This is a genomic window from Thermomicrobium sp. CFH 73360 (assembly GCF_023806465.1).
GTDB lineage: Bacteria > Chloroflexota > Chloroflexia > Thermomicrobiales > Thermomicrobiaceae > Thermomicrobium.
The window spans coordinates 112,591-133,182 of record NZ_JAMSLS010000002.1 but is presented as its reverse complement, the minus strand read 5'-3'; the positions used below and the strand labels follow the sequence as shown (position 1 = coordinate 133,182).

General features: G+C 61.2%; 20 protein-coding genes. 15 read left to right on the top strand and 5 right to left on the bottom strand.

Annotated elements, in window-relative coordinates; all coding sequences use genetic code 11:
* The first annotated feature begins 89 nt into the window (after positions 1 to 89).
* Genes NET03_RS03980 through NET03_RS03955 form a run of 6 tightly spaced genes read left to right on the top strand, consistent with a single transcriptional unit; the run spans position 90 to position 5,157 of the window.
* Positions 90 to 1,370: a DUF8173 domain-containing protein gene (locus tag NET03_RS03980; RefSeq protein WP_252127603.1), complete on the top strand. Its 1,281-nt coding sequence runs from the start codon at positions 90 to 92 to the stop codon at positions 1,368 to 1,370.
* Positions 1,371 to 1,745, top strand: a complete 375-nt coding sequence (gene folB / locus NET03_RS03975) for a dihydroneopterin aldolase (protein ID WP_252127602.1) — start codon at positions 1,371 to 1,373, stop codon at positions 1,743 to 1,745. It abuts the gene before it with no gap.
* A gap of 33 nt (positions 1,746 to 1,778) precedes the next feature.
* Complete coding sequence (gene folP / locus NET03_RS03970) at positions 1,779 to 2,627, top strand: dihydropteroate synthase (protein WP_252127601.1); 849 nt, start codon at positions 1,779 to 1,781, stop codon at positions 2,625 to 2,627.
* Positions 2,621 to 3,127, top strand: a complete 507-nt coding sequence (gene folK, locus NET03_RS03965) for a 2-amino-4-hydroxy-6-hydroxymethyldihydropteridine diphosphokinase (RefSeq protein WP_252127600.1) — start codon at positions 2,621 to 2,623, stop codon at positions 3,125 to 3,127. Before folP ends, folK begins: the two co-directional genes overlap by 7 nt.
* 6 nt (positions 3,128 to 3,133) lie before the next feature.
* Positions 3,134 to 4,627: a gluconokinase gene (locus NET03_RS03960; protein WP_252127599.1), complete on the top strand. Its 1,494-nt coding sequence runs from the start codon at positions 3,134 to 3,136 to the stop codon at positions 4,625 to 4,627.
* Complete coding sequence (locus NET03_RS03955) at positions 4,624 to 5,157, top strand: MOSC domain-containing protein (RefSeq protein ID WP_252127598.1); 534 nt, start codon at positions 4,624 to 4,626, stop codon at positions 5,155 to 5,157. Before NET03_RS03960 ends, NET03_RS03955 begins: the two co-directional genes overlap by 4 nt.
* On the opposite strand, the gene NET03_RS03950 is transcribed toward NET03_RS03955, so the two are convergent.
* Positions 5,127 to 5,696 (bottom strand): MarR family winged helix-turn-helix transcriptional regulator, encoded by a 570-nt coding sequence (locus NET03_RS03950; protein ID WP_252127597.1) that lies wholly within the window; start codon positions 5,694 to 5,696, stop codon positions 5,127 to 5,129. The genes NET03_RS03955 and NET03_RS03950 overlap by 31 nt on opposite strands.
* A 685-nt stretch (positions 5,697 to 6,381) precedes the next feature.
* On the opposite strand from NET03_RS03950, the gene NET03_RS03945 reads away from it, so the two are divergent.
* Positions 6,382 to 7,344 (top strand): ring-cleaving dioxygenase, encoded by a 963-nt coding sequence (locus NET03_RS03945; RefSeq protein WP_252127596.1) that lies wholly within the window; start codon positions 6,382 to 6,384, stop codon positions 7,342 to 7,344.
* 75 nt (positions 7,345 to 7,419) lie between these two features.
* On the opposite strand, the gene NET03_RS03940 is transcribed toward NET03_RS03945, so the two are convergent.
* Both NET03_RS03940 and NET03_RS03935 read right to left on the bottom strand, forming a co-directional pair.
* Entirely contained in the window at positions 7,420 to 8,037 is a 618-nt protein-coding gene (locus NET03_RS03940) for a superoxide dismutase (protein WP_252127595.1), read from the bottom strand.
* Between the two features lie 419 nt (positions 8,038 to 8,456).
* On the bottom strand, positions 8,457 to 10,046 hold the full coding sequence (locus NET03_RS03935) for an amidase (protein WP_252127594.1): 1,590 nt from the start codon (positions 10,044 to 10,046) through the stop codon (positions 8,457 to 8,459).
* Between the two features lie 143 nt (positions 10,047 to 10,189).
* Here NET03_RS03935 and NET03_RS03930 point away from each other — a divergent pair, with 143 nt between their 5' ends.
* Positions 10,190 to 10,870, top strand: coding sequence for an RraA family protein (locus NET03_RS03930; RefSeq protein WP_252127593.1), 681 nt, complete (start codon positions 10,190 to 10,192; stop codon positions 10,868 to 10,870).
* Here the strand turns inward: NET03_RS03930 and NET03_RS03925 are convergent.
* A complete protein-coding gene (locus tag NET03_RS03925; RefSeq protein WP_252127592.1) occupies positions 10,861 to 11,376 on the bottom strand; it encodes an OsmC family protein in 516 nt (171 codons plus the stop codon). The two genes, NET03_RS03930 and NET03_RS03925, sit on opposite strands and share 10 nt — an antisense overlap.
* A 459-nt stretch (positions 11,377 to 11,835) precedes the next feature.
* Between NET03_RS03925 and NET03_RS03920 the strand changes: the two genes are divergently transcribed.
* Positions 11,836 to 12,156 (top strand): hypothetical protein, encoded by a 321-nt coding sequence (locus NET03_RS03920; protein ID WP_252127591.1) that lies wholly within the window; start codon positions 11,836 to 11,838, stop codon positions 12,154 to 12,156.
* Positions 12,157 to 12,182: 26 nt separating this feature from the next.
* Positions 12,183 to 12,461 (top strand): hypothetical protein, encoded by a 279-nt coding sequence (locus tag NET03_RS03915; protein WP_252127590.1) that lies wholly within the window; start codon positions 12,183 to 12,185, stop codon positions 12,459 to 12,461.
* Here NET03_RS03915 and NET03_RS03910 read toward each other — a convergent pair.
* Positions 12,427 to 13,353 carry a halocarboxylic acid dehydrogenase DehI family protein gene (locus tag NET03_RS03910; RefSeq protein ID WP_252127589.1) on the bottom strand — a complete coding sequence of 309 codons (927 nt, stop codon included), beginning with the start codon at positions 13,351 to 13,353 and terminating at the stop codon, positions 12,427 to 12,429. The genes NET03_RS03915 and NET03_RS03910 overlap by 35 nt on opposite strands.
* A gap of 112 nt (positions 13,354 to 13,465) precedes the next feature.
* Here NET03_RS03910 and NET03_RS03905 point away from each other — a divergent pair, with 112 nt between their 5' ends.
* The 5 genes from NET03_RS03905 (at position 13,466) to NET03_RS03885 (ending at position 20,518) form a co-directional block, all read left to right on the top strand.
* Positions 13,466 to 14,641: a PrsW family intramembrane metalloprotease gene (locus NET03_RS03905; RefSeq protein WP_252127588.1), complete on the top strand. Its 1,176-nt coding sequence runs from the start codon at positions 13,466 to 13,468 to the stop codon at positions 14,639 to 14,641.
* A 46-nt stretch (positions 14,642 to 14,687) separates the two neighbouring features.
* Complete coding sequence (rlmN, locus tag NET03_RS03900) at positions 14,688 to 15,833, top strand: dual-specificity RNA methyltransferase RlmN (RefSeq protein ID WP_252127587.1); 1,146 nt, start codon at positions 14,688 to 14,690, stop codon at positions 15,831 to 15,833.
* A 3-nt stretch (positions 15,834 to 15,836) separates the two neighbouring features.
* Positions 15,837 to 17,045: a nickel pincer cofactor biosynthesis protein LarC gene (gene larC / locus NET03_RS03895; protein ID WP_252127586.1), complete on the top strand. Its 1,209-nt coding sequence runs from the start codon at positions 15,837 to 15,839 to the stop codon at positions 17,043 to 17,045.
* Between the two features lie 103 nt (positions 17,046 to 17,148).
* Complete coding sequence (locus tag NET03_RS03890; protein ID WP_252127585.1) at positions 17,149 to 17,973, top strand: ZIP family metal transporter; 825 nt, start codon at positions 17,149 to 17,151, stop codon at positions 17,971 to 17,973.
* Positions 17,974 to 18,073: 100 nt separating this feature from the next.
* Positions 18,074 to 20,518, top strand: coding sequence for a beta-glucosidase (locus tag NET03_RS03885; protein ID WP_252127584.1), 2,445 nt, complete (start codon positions 18,074 to 18,076; stop codon positions 20,516 to 20,518).
* Positions 20,519 to 20,592 lie beyond the last annotated feature (74 nt).

The window sequence follows — 20,592 nt, the reverse complement described above, 5'->3', positions numbered from 1 at the left end:
AGAGATTCGGCGGTTGAGCCACTCACGGCTCTGGTCGCGTTGCTCGCGTATCATCGGGCAAGGGCGGGCCAGCCAGCGGGAGGTCTGCAATGCGAAAGTCTGTAGGATTTTGGATTGCTCTGGTGTTGGTGACGATCGTCGCGGTACTCCCAGGGCGGGTGGTGGCGGCCGAGTTGCTCGCTGGTTCATCAGTGGTTATTGGAGCCAGCGAGCGACTCAACGACGATCTCTACGCTGCAGGGAATACCATCGAGATTGGTGGTGAGGTAACCCGGGATGTCTTCGCTGCCGGCTCCACCGTCATTGTGAGTGGGCGCGTCGGCGGTGACGTCACGGCAGCAGCTGGAACCATCCGCGTCACCGGACCGGTCGCTGGCAGCGTGCGCGTGGCCGGTGGGGAGATCGACGTCACGGCACCCGTGGGATGGGATCTCGCGGTGCTTGGCGCGGGGTCGGTGACCGTCGGACGGACGGCGACAATCGGGCACGATGTGGCGATCATCGGGGCGGGTACGGTCACGATCGATGGCACGGTGCGTGGATCAGTCAAGGGAACGGTGGGGACACTTATTGTGAACGGACAGATCGAGGGGGACATCGACATCGAGGCTGATCGGGTTGAGCTGCGTGATCATGCAGACGTGCGTGGTGCACTGCGCTATCGCGCGCCGCAGCCCGCCAGTATCGCACCGGGTGCACGTATCGCTGGACCGCAGGAGTACACACCGACTCCCGGAGCTGAACAGCGCGAGCGTGAGAGCTTTGCGCGTCGGGCGTTGGAGTGGATCGGGACGGTTCTTTTGCGGCTCGCCTGGGCGCTTGTTGTTGGAACGCTCCTCGTGCTTGCCTTGCCACGTCAGACAGCGCGTGTGGCCGAGACATTGCGCGTTGCGCCGCTTGCAAGCCTGCTTTGGGGAGTCGGCCTGCTGGTTGGGGTGCCGATCCTGGCGATCGTTCTGGCTGTCACCGTGGTTGGCCTGCCTGCTGCGCTCTTCGTGCTTGGGTTCTACATCGCGGTGCTCTATTTGAGTCAAGTTCTTGTCGGTATCGCACTTGTCCAACTGCTGCCATTCCCAGCGCTGCGCGCTGAGCGGCGGTTAACGCTCTGGCTGATAATGCTCGTGGGGACAACGGTCGTGTTGCTCTTCCGCATGCTGCCCATCCCATTCGGCTGGACTTTCTGGTGGAGTCTTGTTGTTGGGCTCCTGGGGCTGGGAATGGTCTGGACGGCGTTCTCCGGGATCGGTCTCCCGAAGCGTACGGCGGTCGCCGCAATGTCCTCTGCTCCAGCGTCACAGACGTCATCTCTTGAGTTGCCGGAGGAGCAAAAACCGCGTGCAAGTACGCACGAGTCGACTGAGGAGCGGTGAATGAGTGATCGAATTTTGCTCTGTGGCATGCAGTTCTATGCATACCACGGCGTGCATCCAGAAGAGCGCCGTCTTGGTCAGCGGTTTGCTGTCGATCTGGAGGTCGAACTCGACCTGGCTCGTGCTGGGCAGAGCGATGTGCTCGGAACGACGGTCAACTACGGTGCGCTGTACCATACCGTGAAAGCGATCGTCGAAGGGGAAGCGCGTCAGCTCCTAGAGACGGTCGCCGAGGCGATTGCTGAGCGAGTGCTCCTGGACTATCCAGCGATCCGCGCCGTCCTGGTGCGCGTCTGGAAACTGTCTCCCCCGATCGCCGGTGCCGTCTTAGAGCGTGTCGGGGTGGAGATTCGACGTGAGCGAGCAGGCGAATAGGTCATCTGGTAGCGATGCGGCGGAGGTCGTGTGATGGTGAATACAACCGTGGAGGTGCCACGCGTCGATGCCCCACCGTTTGATCAGTGGCCCTGGGGACGTCGGACATTCGTTATGGGGATCATCAATGTGACTCCGGATTCGTTCAGCGGTGACGGTCTGATCGATCGCCTGGACGAAGTCGTCCGCCGAGCTCGGGCGATGGTCGAGGCTGGTGCCGATATCCTGGACGTGGGAGGGGAGTCGACCCGTCCGGGACACATTCCGGTACCGGCCGAAGAGGAGCTCCGGCGCGTCATCCCAGCGATCCGAGCGATCCGCGAAGCATTGCCTGATGTCCCGATCTCCGTTGATACCAACAAGGCAGTCGTCGCAGAGGCAGCGCTGTTAGCCGGGGCAACGATGATCAACGATGTACGCGGTCTGGCAGGCGATCCGGATATGCTCGCTGTCGCGGCGCGAGCTGGTGTACCGGTGGTCATCATGCACGACCTGGAGATTCAACGGGCGGACGAACTCGTTCCGCGCCTGATCCGGGATCTGGCGATCCGGATCGAGCGAGCTCTTGTGGCTGGGGTGCGCTGGGAGCACATCATCATTGATCCTGGCTTCGGCTTCGGGAAGGAGCCGGAACTCAATTTGCTCCTGCTCCGCCGTTTGCGCGACTTGACGGTTCTTGGGCGTCCTATCCTCGTGGGCACGTCACGCAAACGGACAATCGGGTACGTACTCGGGACGCCTCCTGAGGATCGGTTAGAGGGCACGGCAGCGACGATCGCACTCTCCATTGCGAACGGTGCCGACATCGTCCGGGTGCACGATGTCCGTGAGATGGTGCGGGTGGTGCGCATGACCGATGCTGTGGTGCGTGGGACATGGTGACAGCCTACATCGGGCTCGGGAGTAATCTTGGTGATCGGTGGGCGACACTCCGTACAGCCGTGGGGCAGCTGCGCACCTTGGGCCAGGTCACGGCGGTCTCATCGCTGTATGAGACCGAGCCAGTCGGTTATCGTGATCAACCGTGGTTTTTGAATGCGGTGGTGATCCTGGAGACAGCGCTCGAGCCGCAAGAGCTTTTGCATCGTCTCCTGGAGATCGAGCGTGCGGCGGGGCGACAACGGTTGTTCCCAAATGCCCCACGGACGCTTGATCTCGACCTGCTCCTCTATGATGCGGTTGTCATGGCGAGTGAAGAACTCGTTGTGCCTCACCCGCGGCTGCACGAGCGGTCGTTCGTGCTTGTCCCGCTGGTGGAGCTGGCTCCTGACCTGATTCATCCCCAGTTTGAGGTTCCGTTGCGCGTGCTCATGGAAGCACTCGGCGAACGAGCGACAGCAGTACGTCGTCTTGCAGGCCCAGAGTGGGTGAACGAGGGGTGAGCAGCCGTGCAGGCTGCGGACGCTGGATTTTCCGTGCTCGCACTGGATATTGGAAGTTCCTCTGCCCGAGCTGGACTGTTCGACGGAACTGGGCAGCTGATTGAGGGAACACTGAGCCGGGTTGCGTATCGCTTGGAGACGGGGCCGGACGGGCGCGCGGAACTCGATCCCCTCCTCTTCGCAGAGCGGATCGAGGAACTCCTCGATATCGTACAGGCGAAAGCGACCGGACAAGTTGCGGCGGTCGGGATCAGTTGCTTCTGGCACAGCCTCATGGGGATCGATGAACAGGGGCGTCCAACGACCTCCGTTACCATGTGGGCGGACACACGTGCGTGCGATGTTGCGAAGCGCCTGCGACGCGACCTCGATGCACAGGCTCACCATCGCCGAACCGGTGCCTATCTGCACCCAAGTTATCCCGTGGCACGCCTTGCCTGGTTACGGGAAGCAAAGCCAGAGTGCTGGCGCGCGACCCGGTGGTGGTGCGCCTTCCCCGATTTCTTGCTGGCGCGATGGACAGGTGACCTGTGTACCTCTCTCTCCATGGCGTCTGGGACAGGGCTTTTCGATACGCATCGACTCGCCTGGGACGACGAAACGGCTGAGCGAGTTGGTATCGATCCGGCGCAGTTGCCGCGGATCAACGACGCCCCACAGGAGCTCAGCGAACGGTTTCGGAAGCGGTGGCCACGCTTCGCCAGGGCGTTATGGTACCCGGCGTGGGGTGACGGTGCGTGCAGCAACGTTGGGAGCGCTGGCATTGGGATTGATCGCGCCACAATCATGATTGGGACGTCCAGCGCCGTGCGTGTCCTCTGGCGTGGTCGTCCAGTCGAACCGCCCTGGGGTACCTGGCTCTACCGATTGGACAGCGAATTCGTCCTTGCTGGTGGTGCCCTGAGCGAAGGGGGTGATCTTGTCGACTGGATCCGCCGTCGATTTGTCCTTCCTCCTGAGCCCGAGCTCTGGGAACTCGTTGGCCAACAGCAGCCTGGTGCGAGCGGACTCCTCTGGGTGCCGACGATTGCCGGGGAGCGAAGTCCACGTTGGCCAGTAGACGCGGTCGCAACGCTGACTGGATTACGGCTCGGGCATGATGGCATTACGATCCTCCGTGCTGCGCTCGAGGCGATCGCCTGCCGTATCGCGACCGTCGTTGATCTTCTCCTGCGCATTCAGCCAGGAATTGACGTGTTCATTGCGAGCGGAAATGCGTTACTCGGAACACCGGGTTGGACGCAGATTGTGGCTGACGCGGTGGGACACACTCTTGTGCTCGCACCAGATCCGGAAGCGTCATTGCGGGGGGCAGCGCTCGTCGCGCTGGCGCGGGTCACCGGGCGATCACTCGACGAGCTCGCACGGGCAGATGTGACGGATTGGCGACGGGTCGAGCCGCGCGGCGAGGTGACAGAGATCTATCGTGCGATGAGTGAAGCAATGACAGCCTTGGAGGAGGCACTCAACAGACTTGGGAGGAGGGGAAGAGCACAATGAGCGATGCAATAGTGGGCAAGCGGGGGCGAGTCGTAGCGGTCTGTTCTAGCCCACAGGGTGGGGTGCCGAAGTATCGACGGTTGGTGATTGAAGTCGGCCCGGATGGGGTGGTTGGGGATTACCATGCGGGACCAGTAAATCGTCACAAGAAGGGTGGCGATCCAGAACCGAACACGCGTCAACTCACCATTGTGGCCCAAGAAGTGTTGGACGAGGTCAATGAGACGCTCGGAATTCAGCTTGAGCCGGGCTTCCTGGGTGAGAACCTGACCGTGGAGGGTTTGGGGGATCTGAGCGATCTAGAGCCTGGTGATCGCCTCCTCATTGGAGCGTCGGTCGTGCTCGAGGTGACAGCGCAAAACAAGCCTTGTAGTACGGTCGGGGTGTACCATCCCCAACTCGTTAAGGCGCTCTACGGGCGGCGTGGAGTGTGCGCGGTCGTCCTCCGAACGGGAATCGTGCAGCCCGGTGATCCGATTCTCGTTGAGCGGCGAGCCGCTCAGCCATTTGCGGCGTGTGAACGCTCCTGATAGAGCTGTTCCTGCGCCTCGCGGAACGCGCGAACTTTTCGCCGCTGCGCGCGATCGAGCTTCATCAGCAAGCGGAGGAGCTGCTCCTGTTCTTCTGGCGCCAAGCCCGAGAACTGCTGGATGTGGAGCTGCTCCTGACGCGGCAGCAGTCGGTCGCAATAGTCCTGCCCCTTTTCGGTCAGGTAGAGGCGTTTTGCCCGTCCTTCAGGGACACGGCGGATTAACCCAAGACGCTCCATTCGCTGAAGGAGTTGGGTGACATTCCCAGGTGTCACGAGCAACCGCTCCGCAAGTTCCTGCTGAGTGATGCCGGGACATTTCCCGACGTGAAAGATCACATCGAGTTGGGCGAACGTGAGACCATGCTCGTAGGCGTGTGCGGCGGACTCCCGCTCGGTGCGATAGGCGATGCGCATGAGATAAATCCATGCTCGCACCGCCGGATGTCGAGAACGGACCGGAATCGGTGAGCAAGGATTCTTCTTGTCCATCCCCTCTATCCCATCTTGCTGACCATCCGAAAGCAATGCTGAAGCCATTGTACTCATATGCTCGCCAGGGTGCGAGTGCTAGGCAGGTGATTCTCCTTGGCGACCATGACCGAAATGCGCCCAAACGAATCAGGCTAGGTTCCATAACGGCATTGTACGATGCGTCGTCCCAGGCTGCACGAAGGTGTCGGCTTCGTGATGAGCGGCCGCGACCAGCTCACGGTATGAGGTGCACTGCTCGATGGCAGGCGGTCACCAAACAATCTCGCGAGAATACTGAAAGGTTTGGCACTCTGCGAGGTGAGAGAGCGTAGAAGAGCTTGCAGAGGGTTTTGAGCCGGGCTGCCTTGCCTGCATCGACGACACGTCGCTCGTGATACAGCGCCTGTTGCATGCTGGGAACACAGTGTCCGTCTGGTTCTGGTGCGACGCGAGAGGTGTCTCCCTGGCTGCTCGGATGGCGATCGGTGCAGTGGGAAAGGGAGCGCTGCCTTCGAAGCGACGCGATGGTCCCCCGGGAGGTTGGAGAGTGCATCCCTTGACATCGATTCAGTCGAGGGCAGGTGTGGCGAGCAGCGGGATGCCACTTTGGACAAGGAACTGAGTGACTGATTCGCCCCTGTCGCCATGACAGCCATGAACAGGGGGCAATGTAGTGCTGGGTACTGGACGGCATGCGACTGGCGTGAGCGGTACACTCGACATACGTCGTTACCCGGGAGGGAGTACAGAGATGAACGAACTTGCATTGTTGGGAATCCATCATGTCACGGCTGTCACTGGACAAGCGGCCGAGAATTTGCGCTTCTATACGCGGGTACTCGGTCTGCGACTTGTCAAGAAGACGGTCAACCAGGACGATGTGTCAGCGTATCACCTGTTTTATGCCGATGCGGTTGGAAGTCCAGGGACGGATGTCACGTTCTTCGACTGGTCGCATCTTCCGCCACATCAACCGGGGCACGGTGACATCGCCCGCATCGCGTTGCGGGTTGACAGCCGTGAAGCACTAGCGTGGTGGAGTGAGTGGCTCAATCGACACAGTGTTCCTGGGATCGAGCCTGGGGAGTATGCGGGGTGTGAGGCCTTGCTGTTCCGCGATCCAGAGGGACAGCGACTCGCGCTTGTTGTTGATGGCGGTGTACCAGGGGGCCGACCCTGGGAACGTTCACCAGTGCCAGCAAGCTACCAGATCAAGGGGATCTTCGGAGTGACGATCGTTGTCCGGGCTCTCGAGCCGACGGTACATGTCTTGACGGAGGTCCTCGGCTTCCGGCCACGAGAAGAGCGCTCTGTTGGGTTCCGTCAGGCAATCTACGAGACCGGTCCTGGGGGACCGGGAACAGTGGTCGTGGTGGAAGAGCGTGCGGATCTGCCGCGGGCACAACTCGGAGCAGGAGGCGTCCATCACGTGGCATTCCGGGTGCCGGACGATGCAACGCATCGTGCCTGGCGCGGGCGGATCGCGCGGGCTGGCATACCAGTGACTCCGCAGATCGACCGCTATTACTTCCGTTCGCTCTATTTCCGAGAGCCAGGTGGCGTACTCTACGAATTGGCGACCGATGGTCCAGGTTTTACGACGGACGAGGATGTTGAGCATCTTGGCGAAAGACTTTCGTTACCACCGTTCCTGGAGCCACTGCGCGCGGAGATCGAAGCAAACTTGCGACCAATCGAACTCGTTGAGTCATAAACGGTCTCCCGGGGAGAGCAAGATGCGGGCGCCGGGAGTATGCTCCCGGCGCCCGCGTCACTGTGGAGGTGCGGTTTAGCGCTTCAGCCCCTCGCGGTAACGCTGGGCGACTGCGTCCCAGTTCACGACGTTCCACCAGTTCGCGATGTATTCCGGCCGCCGGTTCTGGTACTTGAGATAATACGCGTGCTCCCAGACGTCGAGTCCCATCACCGGATAAAGGTTGTCCATGTATGGGCTGTCCTGATTGGGCCGGGTGATGATCTGGAGCTTTCCATTCTGATCCAGTACCAGCCATGCCCATCCAGAGCCGAACACACCAGCGGCAGCAGCGGAGAACTGCTCCTTAAACTGCTGGAAGCTGCCAAAGGTCTCGGTGATGGCCTGCGCAAGATCACCGGTTGGCTCCCCGCCGGCATTAGGCCCCATGATCTGCCAGAAGATGGTGTGGTTCGCATGACCGCCACCGTTATTGCGCACGGCCGTACGGATGTCTTCTGGCACCTCGTTGATGCGACGCAAAAGCTCCTCGATCGGCATTGCCGGGAGTTCCGGATGCTTCTCGAGTGCGGCGTTCACGTTGCGTACATAAGCACCGTGGTGCCCTGTGTGATGGATCTCCATCGTGCGAGCGTCGATGTATGGCTCGAGCGCGTCGTAGGGGTACGGAAGCGGTGGGAGTTCGTACGGCATTGTGACCCTCCCTTTCCCTCGTCGAACCGACCGGTGAGCGGTGCCAAGAGACGATCCTCTTCTGGACGAGCTAAGAGCACCGCTCGGTTGAAGTATGACCCACAGCCTTGGAAATGGAAAGGGCGTCCGGTGATTCTCGCACCCCAACTCATCTCGTGAGGAGGCAGTGAGGGGCGCGGCTATCCACGGCCGTACGTATTCACGTGATTCGGCGCGTTCTTTCTCTAGGTGATTCGGATTGTGCCTTTGCACCTCTTCTGGGGCGCTCCCGTTCTGCACATGCTGCTTGAGCCGCTGAGATGCGGTGGGGAAGTTCTGGCTGGGATCCGGTAGCCAGTGGAGCTCTCGCCTCGCTGCGTGAACGGCTTCAGCGACTGTGGCAGGTCTCGTGTTGTCACCTGATGTTGAGGCCTCTTGCGTCACGACCCAATCTTCGCTCCTTGTTCGACAATGCGAGCGGCAGTGATCACCAGGTCTTCGCGCCAGGGGCGCGCGACAAGCTGGAGCCCGATCGGGAGTCCACTGTCGTCTTGGCCTGCCGGCACGCTGATAACCGGCCAGCCGAGGAGATTGAACGGCGAGGTCAACCAGCTCGCGCGCGGCGACCACTGGCCGAGCGGTGGTGCCACGGATGGAGCGGTGGGCAATGCGAGGAAGTGAAGGCGCCGCGCATCGAGGATGTGTTGGAGGCTCGTCCGTGCACGCCTGGCCAGTCGCTGGGCAGCAAGATAAGCCCAGGAAGGATACGCGAAGCAGCCGATGAGGCGGAGCCGGAAGAAGTCGCCATATCGCGACCAGCGCTCGCGTGCCGTGGAAGCATGCACTGCGGCAGCTTCAAGCTGCGAGATCGTCGCGCTGAGGATACGAAGCTGGCTAAGTTCGGGGAGATCAATCCACTCGAGTTCTGCTCCAGCGTCTGCAAGTGTCTGAACAGCGGCGTTCGTGGCCTGAATCACTGCCGGCTCGGCGAGCGCCTCTTCACTGCCGAAGGAGCGCACGATGCCGATACGTCCCTCGATCCGATCTGCTGCGGCGGCTGCTTGCAGGTCGCGGAGTGGATGGTCGCGGGTACGCGGGTCACGGGCGTCAACACCAGCGATCGCGGCTAGCGACACTGCGGCATCGGTGACGGTGCGGGTGATCGGGCCAAGGTGATCGAGTGACCAAGCCAGCGGAAAGACCCCGAGGAGACTGACGCGACCGTAGGTCGGCTTGAGACCGACCAGCCCGCAGTATGCTGCCGGAATGCGAATCGAGCCGCCAGTATCGGAACCGATGGCCATAACCACCATTCCAGCGGCGACGGCTGCGGCCGAGCCGCTGGACGAGCCACCACTATCGCGCTCAGGAGCACGAGGGTTTCGCACCGGACCGTAGTGTGGGTTGTTGGAAGCGCCGGAGTACGCGAACTCTGGAAGGCGCGTTTTGCCAATAATGATCGCTCCTGCTGCGCGGAGGCGTTCGACCACAGTTGCATCACGCTCGGCGAGTGTGGTGGCGAGGATGGCCGATCCAGCAGTCGTCGGCGTGCCGGCTAGGTCGATCAGGTCCTTGAGCGCGACCGGTAGGCCATGCAACGGTCCACGATCGACCCCGCGAGCAAGTTCTTCGTCGGCCTGCGTGGCCTGCAGCATCGCCTGCTCTGGCAGGACCAGCTGGAATGCATTGAGTTCACCATCCCGCTGCGCGATGTGCTGAAGTGCCTGCTGGACGAGTTCGCGGCTACTCGTCTCGCGTCGGCGGAGAGCGGCGGCCAGTGTCAGGATGTCGGGTGCAGTGCCATTCACGACCGCGGGCGGAGTCGGTGGCTCGGGAGTGACAAGCAAGCGCTCGCCGAAGAGATCGGGGGGTTCGTCGTCCGCTGACTGGTTCTCCAGTAGCTGGTGAAAGGCCAGAGCTGTCGCGAAGAATCCACCCTCACCGGCGCGCTCCAGTTCCTCCTTGGCCACCGGGATACCAAGCGCTGCGAGGTTCTGACGAGCGAGCTCCACAAGCTGGGCGACCTCCATGACATCCCTCCGCGGGTGTACCGTTATCCGCACCGCATCCTACTGCGAACGGATCGGTTCGACGAGTCCTGATGGATGCGCGATTGTCGCACCTCCAGTATGATGCGCGCCGAGGGAAGGGTCCGAAGCGAGGAGGGAGAGCGATGCCGAAAGCGCCGCTCGCACCGGAGGTACTGAAAGCATTGCAGACGCTCACGACGCCGACGGTAGCCAATGCGATTGAAACGTTCAATGTCCGACCGCGTAACATTGGGTTTATGGACGCAGGCATCAAATGCATGTTTCCTCACCTCGGGACGATGGTCGGCTATGCTGTCACGGCCAAGATCCGTGCCGCGCAAGCACCCCAACCGGGCGAGGCTGTGCCGCGCCGTGCGATGTGGGAGTACATTCTGACGATCCCGGAGCCACGGATCGTCGTGATTCAAGACCTTGATGATCCCCCGGTCGGTTCCTTTTGGGGCGAGGTCAATGCAAATATCCATCGTGCGCTGGGGTGCATCGGAACCGTCACGAATGGTGGTGTCCGTGATCTCGACGAAGTAGAGCGACTCGGTTTCCACTTCTTTGCCGGCCAAGTGCAGGTTTCTCATGCGTATGTCCATGTGGTGGAGTTTGGTACGCCAGTGACGGTCGGGGGTCTGACCGTGTATCCAGGTGATCTGCTACATGGAGATAAGCACGGCGTCATCCAGATCCCGCTCGAGATCGCCTCGGAACTGTATCGTGCAGCCAAAGAAGTCGAGGCGCGGGAGCGTCGGATCATTGAGGCTTGTCAGGCACCTGGCTTCACCATCGAGCGCTTGGCTGAGCTCTATGGCTGAGTGAAATTGCTCGGCCAGTGCACCGTCATTTCCGGCGGCTGCCGAAGGGTCTGGTAGATTACACAGAACTGCTCGGTCTTCTCGCGGAGACTCGCGAGCTGTTCCGGTGTTGCCTCTGGGGCTCGAAGATCGATCCAGAGGCGAATCGCCTGGAAGCCTACCGGAACGTCACGCGAGAGACCAAGCGTGCCGCGAAGGTCGAGATCGCCTTCGGCTGTCACGCTGACGTGCTCGATGGGGATGGCAAGAGCGTTGGCGACCATCTGGCAGGTAATTTGAGCGCAGGCTGCCAGCGCAGCGAGCAAGAGATCGCCGGAGCAGCTGGCCATCCCCGGACCGCCAACCCCGGGGTGAGCTTCACTGATCACTGTGCCACCGGTCGTCTCGATACGGCAACGGAGCGGTGAGTCGAACTGCTGTGCGACCGCGCGTAAGATGATGCGTGCTGCGTCGGGTTCCTCGCGATAGCGTTGCTTGAGCGGCCGTTGGAGTGTTCGGATGTCCACGCCATGACCCCCTCTCGTGATACCCCCAAGGGGTAGAATGAAATCAACTTTCTGAGCTCCTGTCCATGCAGGAATGATAGACGAGTGGTTTCAAGTGATGTCTCTCGCCGCAGTTAGACCATGAGAAGCGGATCACGCGGTGTCGGTCGGTATGCGTGTGGGGGCGACACGATGAGGTGAGCCGCAGACTGGAGTACCCTGCTCATGTTCGTGATCGCGGCGTTCCTTGTTGGCATGGTGGCTCTGCTTACCTACTGATTGGCCTCCGTGCACTATCAGCGATTTGCATGAGCCCCGCTCGATGTCGGGCTGCCTTTCCCGCTTGCTGTTCTTGCTGGACTGGCACATTTGTTTTCCCCATCTTCCTGGCGACCTTGTGGTACCGGCGCGACTGTGTCAAGGTCTTAGTCTGGTCGTCCCGCCCCAGGAAGCACCAACCTGATACGTACCGGCGCGAGTGTGTCAAGGCCCCAGTCCCAAGGTGGGCTATATTGGCGTGCCTTCGGACTTGCTCTTGGAGCAAGCACCTTCTTTGCCGTCCTTGGGATACTGGTGGCACTTGGCGCGGGAAAGATCCTGGTCGGAGTGACGTTCCCCAGTCTTCCTGGCCGTCTATTACGGACACTTGTCGGCCTGGTTCTGCTTGCAGTGGCAGCCGCGCAACTCGGTGTCTGGGCATTCCCGCTTGGCTGGCTGAGTCGATGGGGACGTCAGATTGTTCAGAGAACGGGGTGGCTTCATTCGGGCAAGCGGTCTTGGGTGGTAGCGGCTAGAGCGTAGCGGGGTTCGGCTGAACGGGACCAATCGTGGCCGGTCTGGCCATGCACTCTGGTGCATTACTCAGTACTCGCTGGGCTCTCGTTGGCTTCCCAGTGGCTGCGCTGAGTTTCATTGTTGACCTTGCAAGCAGTGTGGCACTGACAGGACAGAGTGGTGCAGTGCTTCGTGCGCGAGCCAGGGCGGCCGCGGCCATGCTGCGACGCTTGTCTTGGATCGTGTTGATTCTGCTCGTGGCCAATTACTTGACAACTGCAGCTTGGCCAGTGCCGTTCACGCGCCTGTGTCCTGTTGTGCCCCCACGGTGATCGGGTAGGGGGAGCGTTGTGCAGCACTCGCACCGTCCATGGCCACCCGACCCAGTGTGGCATCGATGAGGACTTCCAGCGCGATCGCTTGGAGTGCGGTAACGACTGCCTCGATGTCCGGCAGCGCGGAGTGCGGCACCATGAAGTCGGGAAGCACCTTACTCCCGGGTAGCGTCAGCCGACGAGTAGCTCGATCTGCTCGTTCGAGAAGCAGGTGCCGTGTCGCTTCTAAGGCGTCTGCATGCAGCGTTCGCCGTAACCCGTTCAGCGCGCTCAGGGCGCCGAGATCCTGTACGGCGAGCACCCGGCTGAGGTCGTCAAGCGACGGAATGCCGCGCAGCGCAGCGAGTTCGTCAAGGAGCGCTTGTGCCTTGCCACTTCTCAAACCAATTTCTGGCAGGGAAGTGATCCGCTCGTCGAGTGCACGCGGGAGCTCAGCCGGTCGTACCGGAATCGGTTCCGGGGTCGGCAGCGTTGTGCCCAGGGGCGGTGCTGTCTCGCTGGTCCGTCCGCGGAGTCCTACCGCAAAGGCAGTCAGGATGAGCAATACCTTGGGAGCCAGGTAGTGCTCACGCAAGACGAGCGCACGAACCGACTCGAAGGCGGGATTCTGCGGCGTCTGAGCCAATGCCGACGCTCCTTCGGCACGGAGTGTATCCGCAGCATCCTCGAAAGCGCGTGAGCGGACGAAGGGGCTGAACTGACGAATGGTGTAGGCCAAGTACGGCGGCCAGTGTGCCAGGAAACGGAACGCGAACGGCACGTCCGGCGTCCGCAGCGCTGTCCTCAGGTCGTCATAAATCGGATGAATGCGTGCTGGTGCTTTGGACGGCCAGACTTCTGGAATCTCTTGAAGCAATGCGAGACCGCGCTCGACCAAGTGTCCCTGCATCTCTCTCAGTTCTCCTCGCTAGGCGATCGCGCTCCGACGATCGACCGAACTCCTCGATCTGCTGTTACGATATACCGCAATCGAGCACGCTGTGAGCACTTCCGTGAGGTGTATGGTGTCAGTCGGAACACCGCAAGTCGGAGTACCGATTTGGAACATTGCAGTCGGTTGCCTGGGCGGCCTGGTATTGCTCAGCACCTGTTGTATCGTCGGCCTGCTCGTGTTCGGGGCATCTCTTGAGGCTGTGCTCATCGGTGGGGTGCTCGCGGTCATCGTTGCGCCGCTTTATGCGATGTTTCTCCTCTGGCTCGATCCGCTTGAGCACGAACCTCCATGGCTGCTGCTGATCGCTTTCTTCTGGGGTGCGGGCGTTGGAACACTCGCTGGCGGATTCTCCACACTGGTCCTTGATCTGATCGCTCGCGGACTGTTCGGAGCGAGTGGGGCGATCAGTGACGCGGCGAGCGCCGTGATCTTCGCCCCTGTCACCGAAGAACTTGCCAAAGGCGCTTTTCTCTTCTTCTTGTTCGCCCTCGCACGGCATGAGTTCGATGATGTTGTTGACGGGATCGTCTACGGGGGGTTGGTGGGACTCGGCTTCGCCGTCGTCGAGGATTTTGCGTATTATCTCATGACACTTGCTGAAGAAGGGCTCGTGGCAACGGGAGCACTCTTTGTCATCCGTGGGCTGCTGGCTGGTTTTGGCCATCCCTTCTACACCGCGTTAACCGGACTTGGCTGCGGTCTGGCACGGTCGACACGATCTCTCCCCCTGCGCGTTCTGGCACCCCTCGGAGGCCTGGCGGGAGCGATGTTCTTTCATGCACTGTGGAACGGCCTTGCTGTGGCCACGGCGGCAACGCAGAGTGTCGGTCTGGTTTTCCTGGTCTTGGTCGGGTATCCTTTCGGGATTCTGCTACCGGGAGCGCTTCTCCTCGCAATCGTGGCGGTTGTTGCCGCTCGGGGACGTCGCCGCGACGTACAGCGTTATCTCCAAGAGGCCGTCAGTGAAGGACTCGCAACACCAGACGATCTTGAGGCCTTGACGCGCCCCTGGAGTCGGCGTGCTCGGCAGTTTCGGATGCTCACGACCGTCGGGTGGCGTGCCCTCTGGTTGCGTCGTCGACTGGATATTGCGCTCGTGGATTGGGCCTACCGGCAATGGCATCGGGCTCGTGGGGACCGGTTGCCATATTACCTTGCGGCCTTCGAGTCGGAGGCGTTAGAGAGGCGAATTCGGCGCTGGCGAACAGAACTCGACCAACTACAGACGGCCAGGGTGAGTTGATACACTCGATGGGATAGTGAACAGACCATCGAGGTGGACGTATCCGATGCAGACGCAGACAGCAACAGAGCGAAAACGAACAGAAGGGAAGCAGCGGCGAACTCGTTTGCGAACGCTGCATGACTTCACGCTCCGCGAGTTGGAGGCCTGGGCTGAGGAACAAGGGTATCCGCGTTACCGCGCACGGCAATTGTTCCACTGGGCCTACCAGCAGCTGACACTCGACTACGATGCGATGACCGTCCTGCCCAAGGCGATGCGGACCGAGCTCGCTGGAACACTACCGATCAGTGGTCTGACGGAAGTGCGACGTCGGATCACTGATGATGGTGAGACGGTGAAGTTTCTCTTTCGGACGACCGACGACCATTTTGTTGAGACAGTCTTGATGTTCTACCCTGATCGCACCACGGTCTGTGTTTCCTGCCAGATTGGATGTGCTGTTGGGTGCAGTTTCTGTGCGACAGGGCTGGGTGGGTTGATCCGGAATTTAGATGCTGGAGAGATAGTGAGCCAAGTAGTCTATGCCGCCCGCCTCGCGCGCGAGCGCGGACGGCGCCTCTCGAACATCGTCGTCATGGGGATGGGCGAACCGTTCCAGAACTATGACCAGGTGATGCGATTCGTCGCCATCGTCAACGACCGGCAAGGGCTCGGCATCGGTGCTCGTCACATCACGCTCTCTACGGCGGGAATGGTACCGTTCATCGACCGGCTTGCCGAGGAACCCTACCAAGTCAAGCTCGCTGTCTCCCTTCACGCGCCGAATGATGCACTTCGTTCGCAACTTGTCCCGTTGAATCGGCGCTGGCCGATCGCTGAGCTGCTGGAGGCATGCCGACGCTACGTTGCCAAGACCGGCCGACGCGTCACGTTTGAGTACGTCCTGATCGAGGGGATCAATGACGACGAACGCACGGCTGCAGAGCTTGCGCGCCGCTTGCGCGGGTTGCTCTGCCACGTGAATCTGATTCCCTACAATCCAACACCTGCCGCGCCCCTGTTCCGTCGCCCCGGGCCGGAACGGATCGAGCGGTTCCGCGCTGTTCTCGAGCATTATGGTATCCCAGCCACGGTCCGCTACTCGCGAGGCGTGGAGATCGCCGCTGCTTGCGGTCAGTTGCGGGCGCAGGAGGAAGCGCGGCGTGGGCGGAGCAGGATCGGGTTCGTGCGTGGGGCCTCGGAGGAGTAAAATGTGCGAATCGCCGTGATTGACCCATTCTCGGGCGCCAGCGGCGACATGTTGCTCGCTGCGCTGGTTGATGTCGGACTGGCGGTCGAGGAGCTGTCCGGCCAGCTCGCTGCGACACTCGATCTCGAGGGATACCGCATCGTTGCTGAGCCCGTTGTCCGCCGTGGACTTCGCGGGACACAGGTGCGGATACTGGTAGAGGAGCCGCAGCCAGCGCGTGACTGGAATGACCTTCGGGCACTCTTGGCATCCTCCGCGCTTCCTCCACGGGTGCGTCAGCGGGCGCTAGCTGTTTTTCAACGCCTGGCTGAGGCGGAGGCGCATGTTCATGGGGTGCCGGTAGAGCAGGTGCACTTTCACGAAGTGGGTGCTGTCGATTCGATTGTTGACATTGTCGGTGTCATCTGGGGGTTTGAACTCCTTGGAGTAGAGGAGATTGCCTGTGGGCCGTTGCCCATGAGTCGCGGCTGGGTGGAGACAGCACATGGCCGCTTGCCGGTTCCGGCTCCCGCGACCGCTGCGCTTCTGGCGAGCGCGGCGGTACCAACGGTGCCAATTGATATTGACGCCGAACTCGTGACCCCGACTGGCGCAGCACTCCTGGTGACACTGGCGCGTTTCCAATGGCCGCCCTTCCGCCCGGAACGTGTCGGCTATGGATTTGGCGCGCGCGAGCTCCCCTGGCCCAATGCCTTACGGCTTTGGCTCGGTGAAGCATCGGTTGTGTCGCCTCATCCGGACGAGGCTGAGTTGTTGCTTCAGACGAACCTGGACGACATGAATCCGCAGTTTGTGGAGCCGCTTGTGGATCGACTGTTCGCAGCCGGTGCACTGGACGTCTACCTGACTCCGATCGTGATGAAGCGGTCGCGGCCCGCAGTCGAAGTCAGCGTCATCTGTCGGGCAGCTGATCGGCCAGCGCTCGAACGGGTCCTTTTTGAGCATTCAACGACGTTCGGGGTGCGTGCAGTGCCGATTGAGCGGACAAAGCTTGACCGTGTGCTCGTGCCGATCGCTACGCGCTGGGGTGAGGTGACTGTCAAGCTGAAGGTGTTCGGCGGGCGCGTGGTTGATGCGGTGCCGGAGTACCGCGATTGTCTCGCGATTCATCAACGGACGGGTCTGCCTCTCTGGGAGATCTGGCACGATGCCCGACGACTCGCCGAGGAGTGGATCGGGCAGCGGATGACTCGCGACGAGCGGAAGCCGTAGCGCAAGCGCACGGGTCGCAATCAGGGTTGCGTTCACTGCTGTATTAGTTTAGACGAATATATATCTTTGATTTTGCGAAGAGAGGCTGAGAAGGGACAGGCCGATGTTTGACTGGTTCTTGTCACTTGATCCGCTGATGCAGGCGCTCTTGGGTGGTCTGCTCACCTGGGGGGCAACAGCGGTAGCGGCTGCACTTGTGCTGGTCCGGCGTGACGTACCGCGTTGGCTCCTGGATGCTATGCTCGGCTTTGCTGCCGGGGTCATGGTTGCCGCAAGCGTTTGGTCACTTTTGATCCCAGCTATGGAGGTGGCAGAGCAGAACGGTTCGATCGCTTGGCTTCCGGCTGCCATCGGCTTGGTCGTTGGTGCCATTGGACTCCGCGTCGTGGACCGTTACCTTCCGCACCTACATCTCTTCCTCCCTCGCGAAGCCGCCGAAGGGGTTTCGACAACCTGGCGACGGACAACGCTTTTGATTTTGGCGATCACCTTGCACAATGTTCCCGAGGGCCTTGCAGTCGGTGTGGCGTTTGGGGCCGCAGCGCGGGTGATGGATCCCGCCTTGGCGCTCTCACTAGCGAGCGGAGCGATCGCACTCGCCATCGGCATTGCTTTACAAAACGTTCCAGAGGGGTTGGCTATTGCGATGCCTCTCCGGCGAGAGGGGTTCAGCCCGCTCCGTTCGTTCTGGTATGGGCAGCTCTCGGCGATCGTCGAGCCGATCGCTGCGGTTGTAGGTGCTGCCGCCGTGCTCCTGGTGCAACCAATACTCCCGTATGCGCTTGCCTTCGCGGCTGGGGCCATGCTCTTCGTGGTTGTTGAAGAGCTTATCCCTGAGTCGCAGCGTGGTGAACACGGAGATCTCGCGACGGGAGGGACGATCCTTGGCTTTACCGTCATGATGGTCCTGGATGTCGCGCTCGGCTAATTGGCCCTGATGACAATCTCGGTGAGGATGAGCTGCTCGGTCGCGTCCTGAAGATGGGGGTGATAGACGTGCAGCCCGATCTCGAGAGCTCCTCTCGCTCTTGACGACGGAGGAGAAAATCGCTCTGCTGGCTGGTGACGGTCTTTGGACCGTTCCAGGCGTCCCACGGTTGGGCATTCGACCGCTCAAAGTGAGTGACGGTCCTGCTGGCGTCCGCGGTAGCCGGATCGTACCAGCTGCGGCATTTCCGGCGCCGGTGCTTCTTGGCGCGACGTGGGACCCGGAGCTCGTGGAGCGGATTGGGCAGGTGTTGGCCGAGGAAGCAGAGACCAAGGGCGTCCAGGTCGTCCTTGCCCCAACAATCAACCTCCAGCGGACAGCGCTCGGTGGGCGAAACTTTGAGTGTTTCTCCGAAGATCCGTACCTGACTGCCCGTTTGGCTGTTGCTTACGTGCGGGGCCTGCAGTCACGAGGGATCGGGGCTTGCATCAAACACTATGTTGCCAACGATCAAGAGTTCGAACGACAGTCAGTTTCAGTCGAGGTGGATGAGCGAACATTACGGGAGGTCTATTTGTTCCCCTTCGCGGTGGCGGTTGCCGAGGCTGATCCGTGGTGTGTCATGGCGGCCTACAACCGGGTCGGTGGTGTTTACTGCAGCGAGCATCCCTGGCTCTTGACCACGATCCTTCGCGAGGAACTTGGATATCAAGGCGTTGTGATGTCGGACTGGTTCGCGACACACAGCACCGTTAAGGCGCTACAGGCCGGATTGGACCTGGAGATGCCAGGGCCACCGCAGTGGCGGGGAGACAAGCTTCGTGAGGCGGTGGAACGTGGCGAGGTGGCGGTTGAGGTCATCGAGCGAAGCGCCCGCCGAGTTTTAACGCTCTACCAACGTGCTGGGCGGTTCGCTCCAGGGCCTGAGACGAACGAAGAGCGTGCAGTTGATCGCCCAGAACGCCGAGCATTGATTTGGGAAATAGGATCTTCTGGGATGGTGCTACTGCGCAACGACGGGATCTTACCGCTTGATCTCTCGACCATGAGGCGCTTGGCGGTGATTGGCCCGCATGCCAGAAGACCGGCCGTTGGCGGAGGCGGTAGTGCGTTTGTCCGTTCCCATCCTGTTGTGACTCCGCTTGAAGTCTTGCGAGAGCGCGCGCCACAGTGTGAGTTTCTCGTTGAGGAGGGGGCTGCAATCTTCAAACTCCTACCACCGCTGGAGGGAGAAACGCTCGGCTCCGAGGGGGCGGAACTCGCATTCTTCGCAAATCCTGAGCTTGCAGGGGCACCGGTCGCTACGACTCGCGTATGGACAACTGATCTGATTTGGCTCGGCGAGGCTGCCCCTGGTGTGAATGCTAACGCGTTTTCCGCACGCCTGCGCATCACGCTGCGTCCCGAGGACACTGGTCGCTACGTGCTCGGTGCGACGGCGGTTGGGCAGGTACGGGTCCACCTCGATGGCACGTTGGTGCTCGATAACTGGACAGCGCCGCAACCCGGGAGGACCTACTTCGGGTTCGGGAGTGCTGAAGTGCGTGCTGCGGTCGACCTCGAGGCGGAAAGGGCATACGAAATCGTCGTCGAATACCGCAAGTTCCAGCCTGGTCTCCCACTCGCTGGCTTTCGCTTCGGAGTGGTGCAGGAGTTCAGCGATGAGGAACGGATTGCTCGGTCGGTACGGGCGGCGCAGCAGGCGGATCTTGCGCTCGTCTTTGTCGGACTGAGTCCGGAGTGGGAGAGCGAGGGCTTTGATCGGGAATCGTTCGACTTACCAGGAGCACAGAACGCGCTCGTCACAGCGGTCGCGGATGCCAACCCGAACACTATGGTGGTGCTGACGGTAGGATCCCCGGTGAACCTGCCTTGGCTGGAGCGTGTCCGGGCGTTGCTGTTGGCCTGGTATGCCGGTGAAGAAGTGGGTCATGCGGTAGTGGACGTTTTGACGGGAGTCAGGGAGCCGGCTGGTCGCTTACCGTTTACCTATCCGCGGCGTCTTGAGGACACACCAGCCTTCCTGAATTGTCCGGGCGAGTTCGGGCGGCTCCGGTACTGCGAGGGGCTGTTTCTTGGCTACCGCTGGTATGACGCGCAGCAAATTGAGCCGCTCTTTCCTTTCAGCTTTGGACTTGGCTACACGTGTTTCGCTTATCGTGATCTCGTGCTTGATCGGGAATCACTCGGCGGAGAGGAAAAGCTCACCGTCACATGTACCGTCGAGAACGTTGGCGAGCGCGCGGGAAGCGAAGTGGTGCAGCTGTATCTCGCATTTCCGCCCGGCGCGGTGCGCCGACCACTCAAGGAGCTCCGTGGATTCCGCCGGGTGCATCTCCTGCCGCAAGCATCGGCGAGCGTCTCGTTCAGCGTGTTGCCACGCGATCTCGCCTATTTCGACGAGGCAGCTCGTGCGTGGGTCGCACCGCCCGGCGAGTATGAGGTCATGATTGGCGCGCATGCCCGTGACATTCGTTTGCGGGGGTGTTTCCTCCTGCGAGAGGAGCTCCGCTGGGACGCGGGTGGGCGCTTCCGCGACGCCTGAGGTGCGTTGATGACAATTCGCTGCTCTGCTTCCGGTGAGGGGGGCAGGCGGATGCCATGGCCTCGACCCGGGCA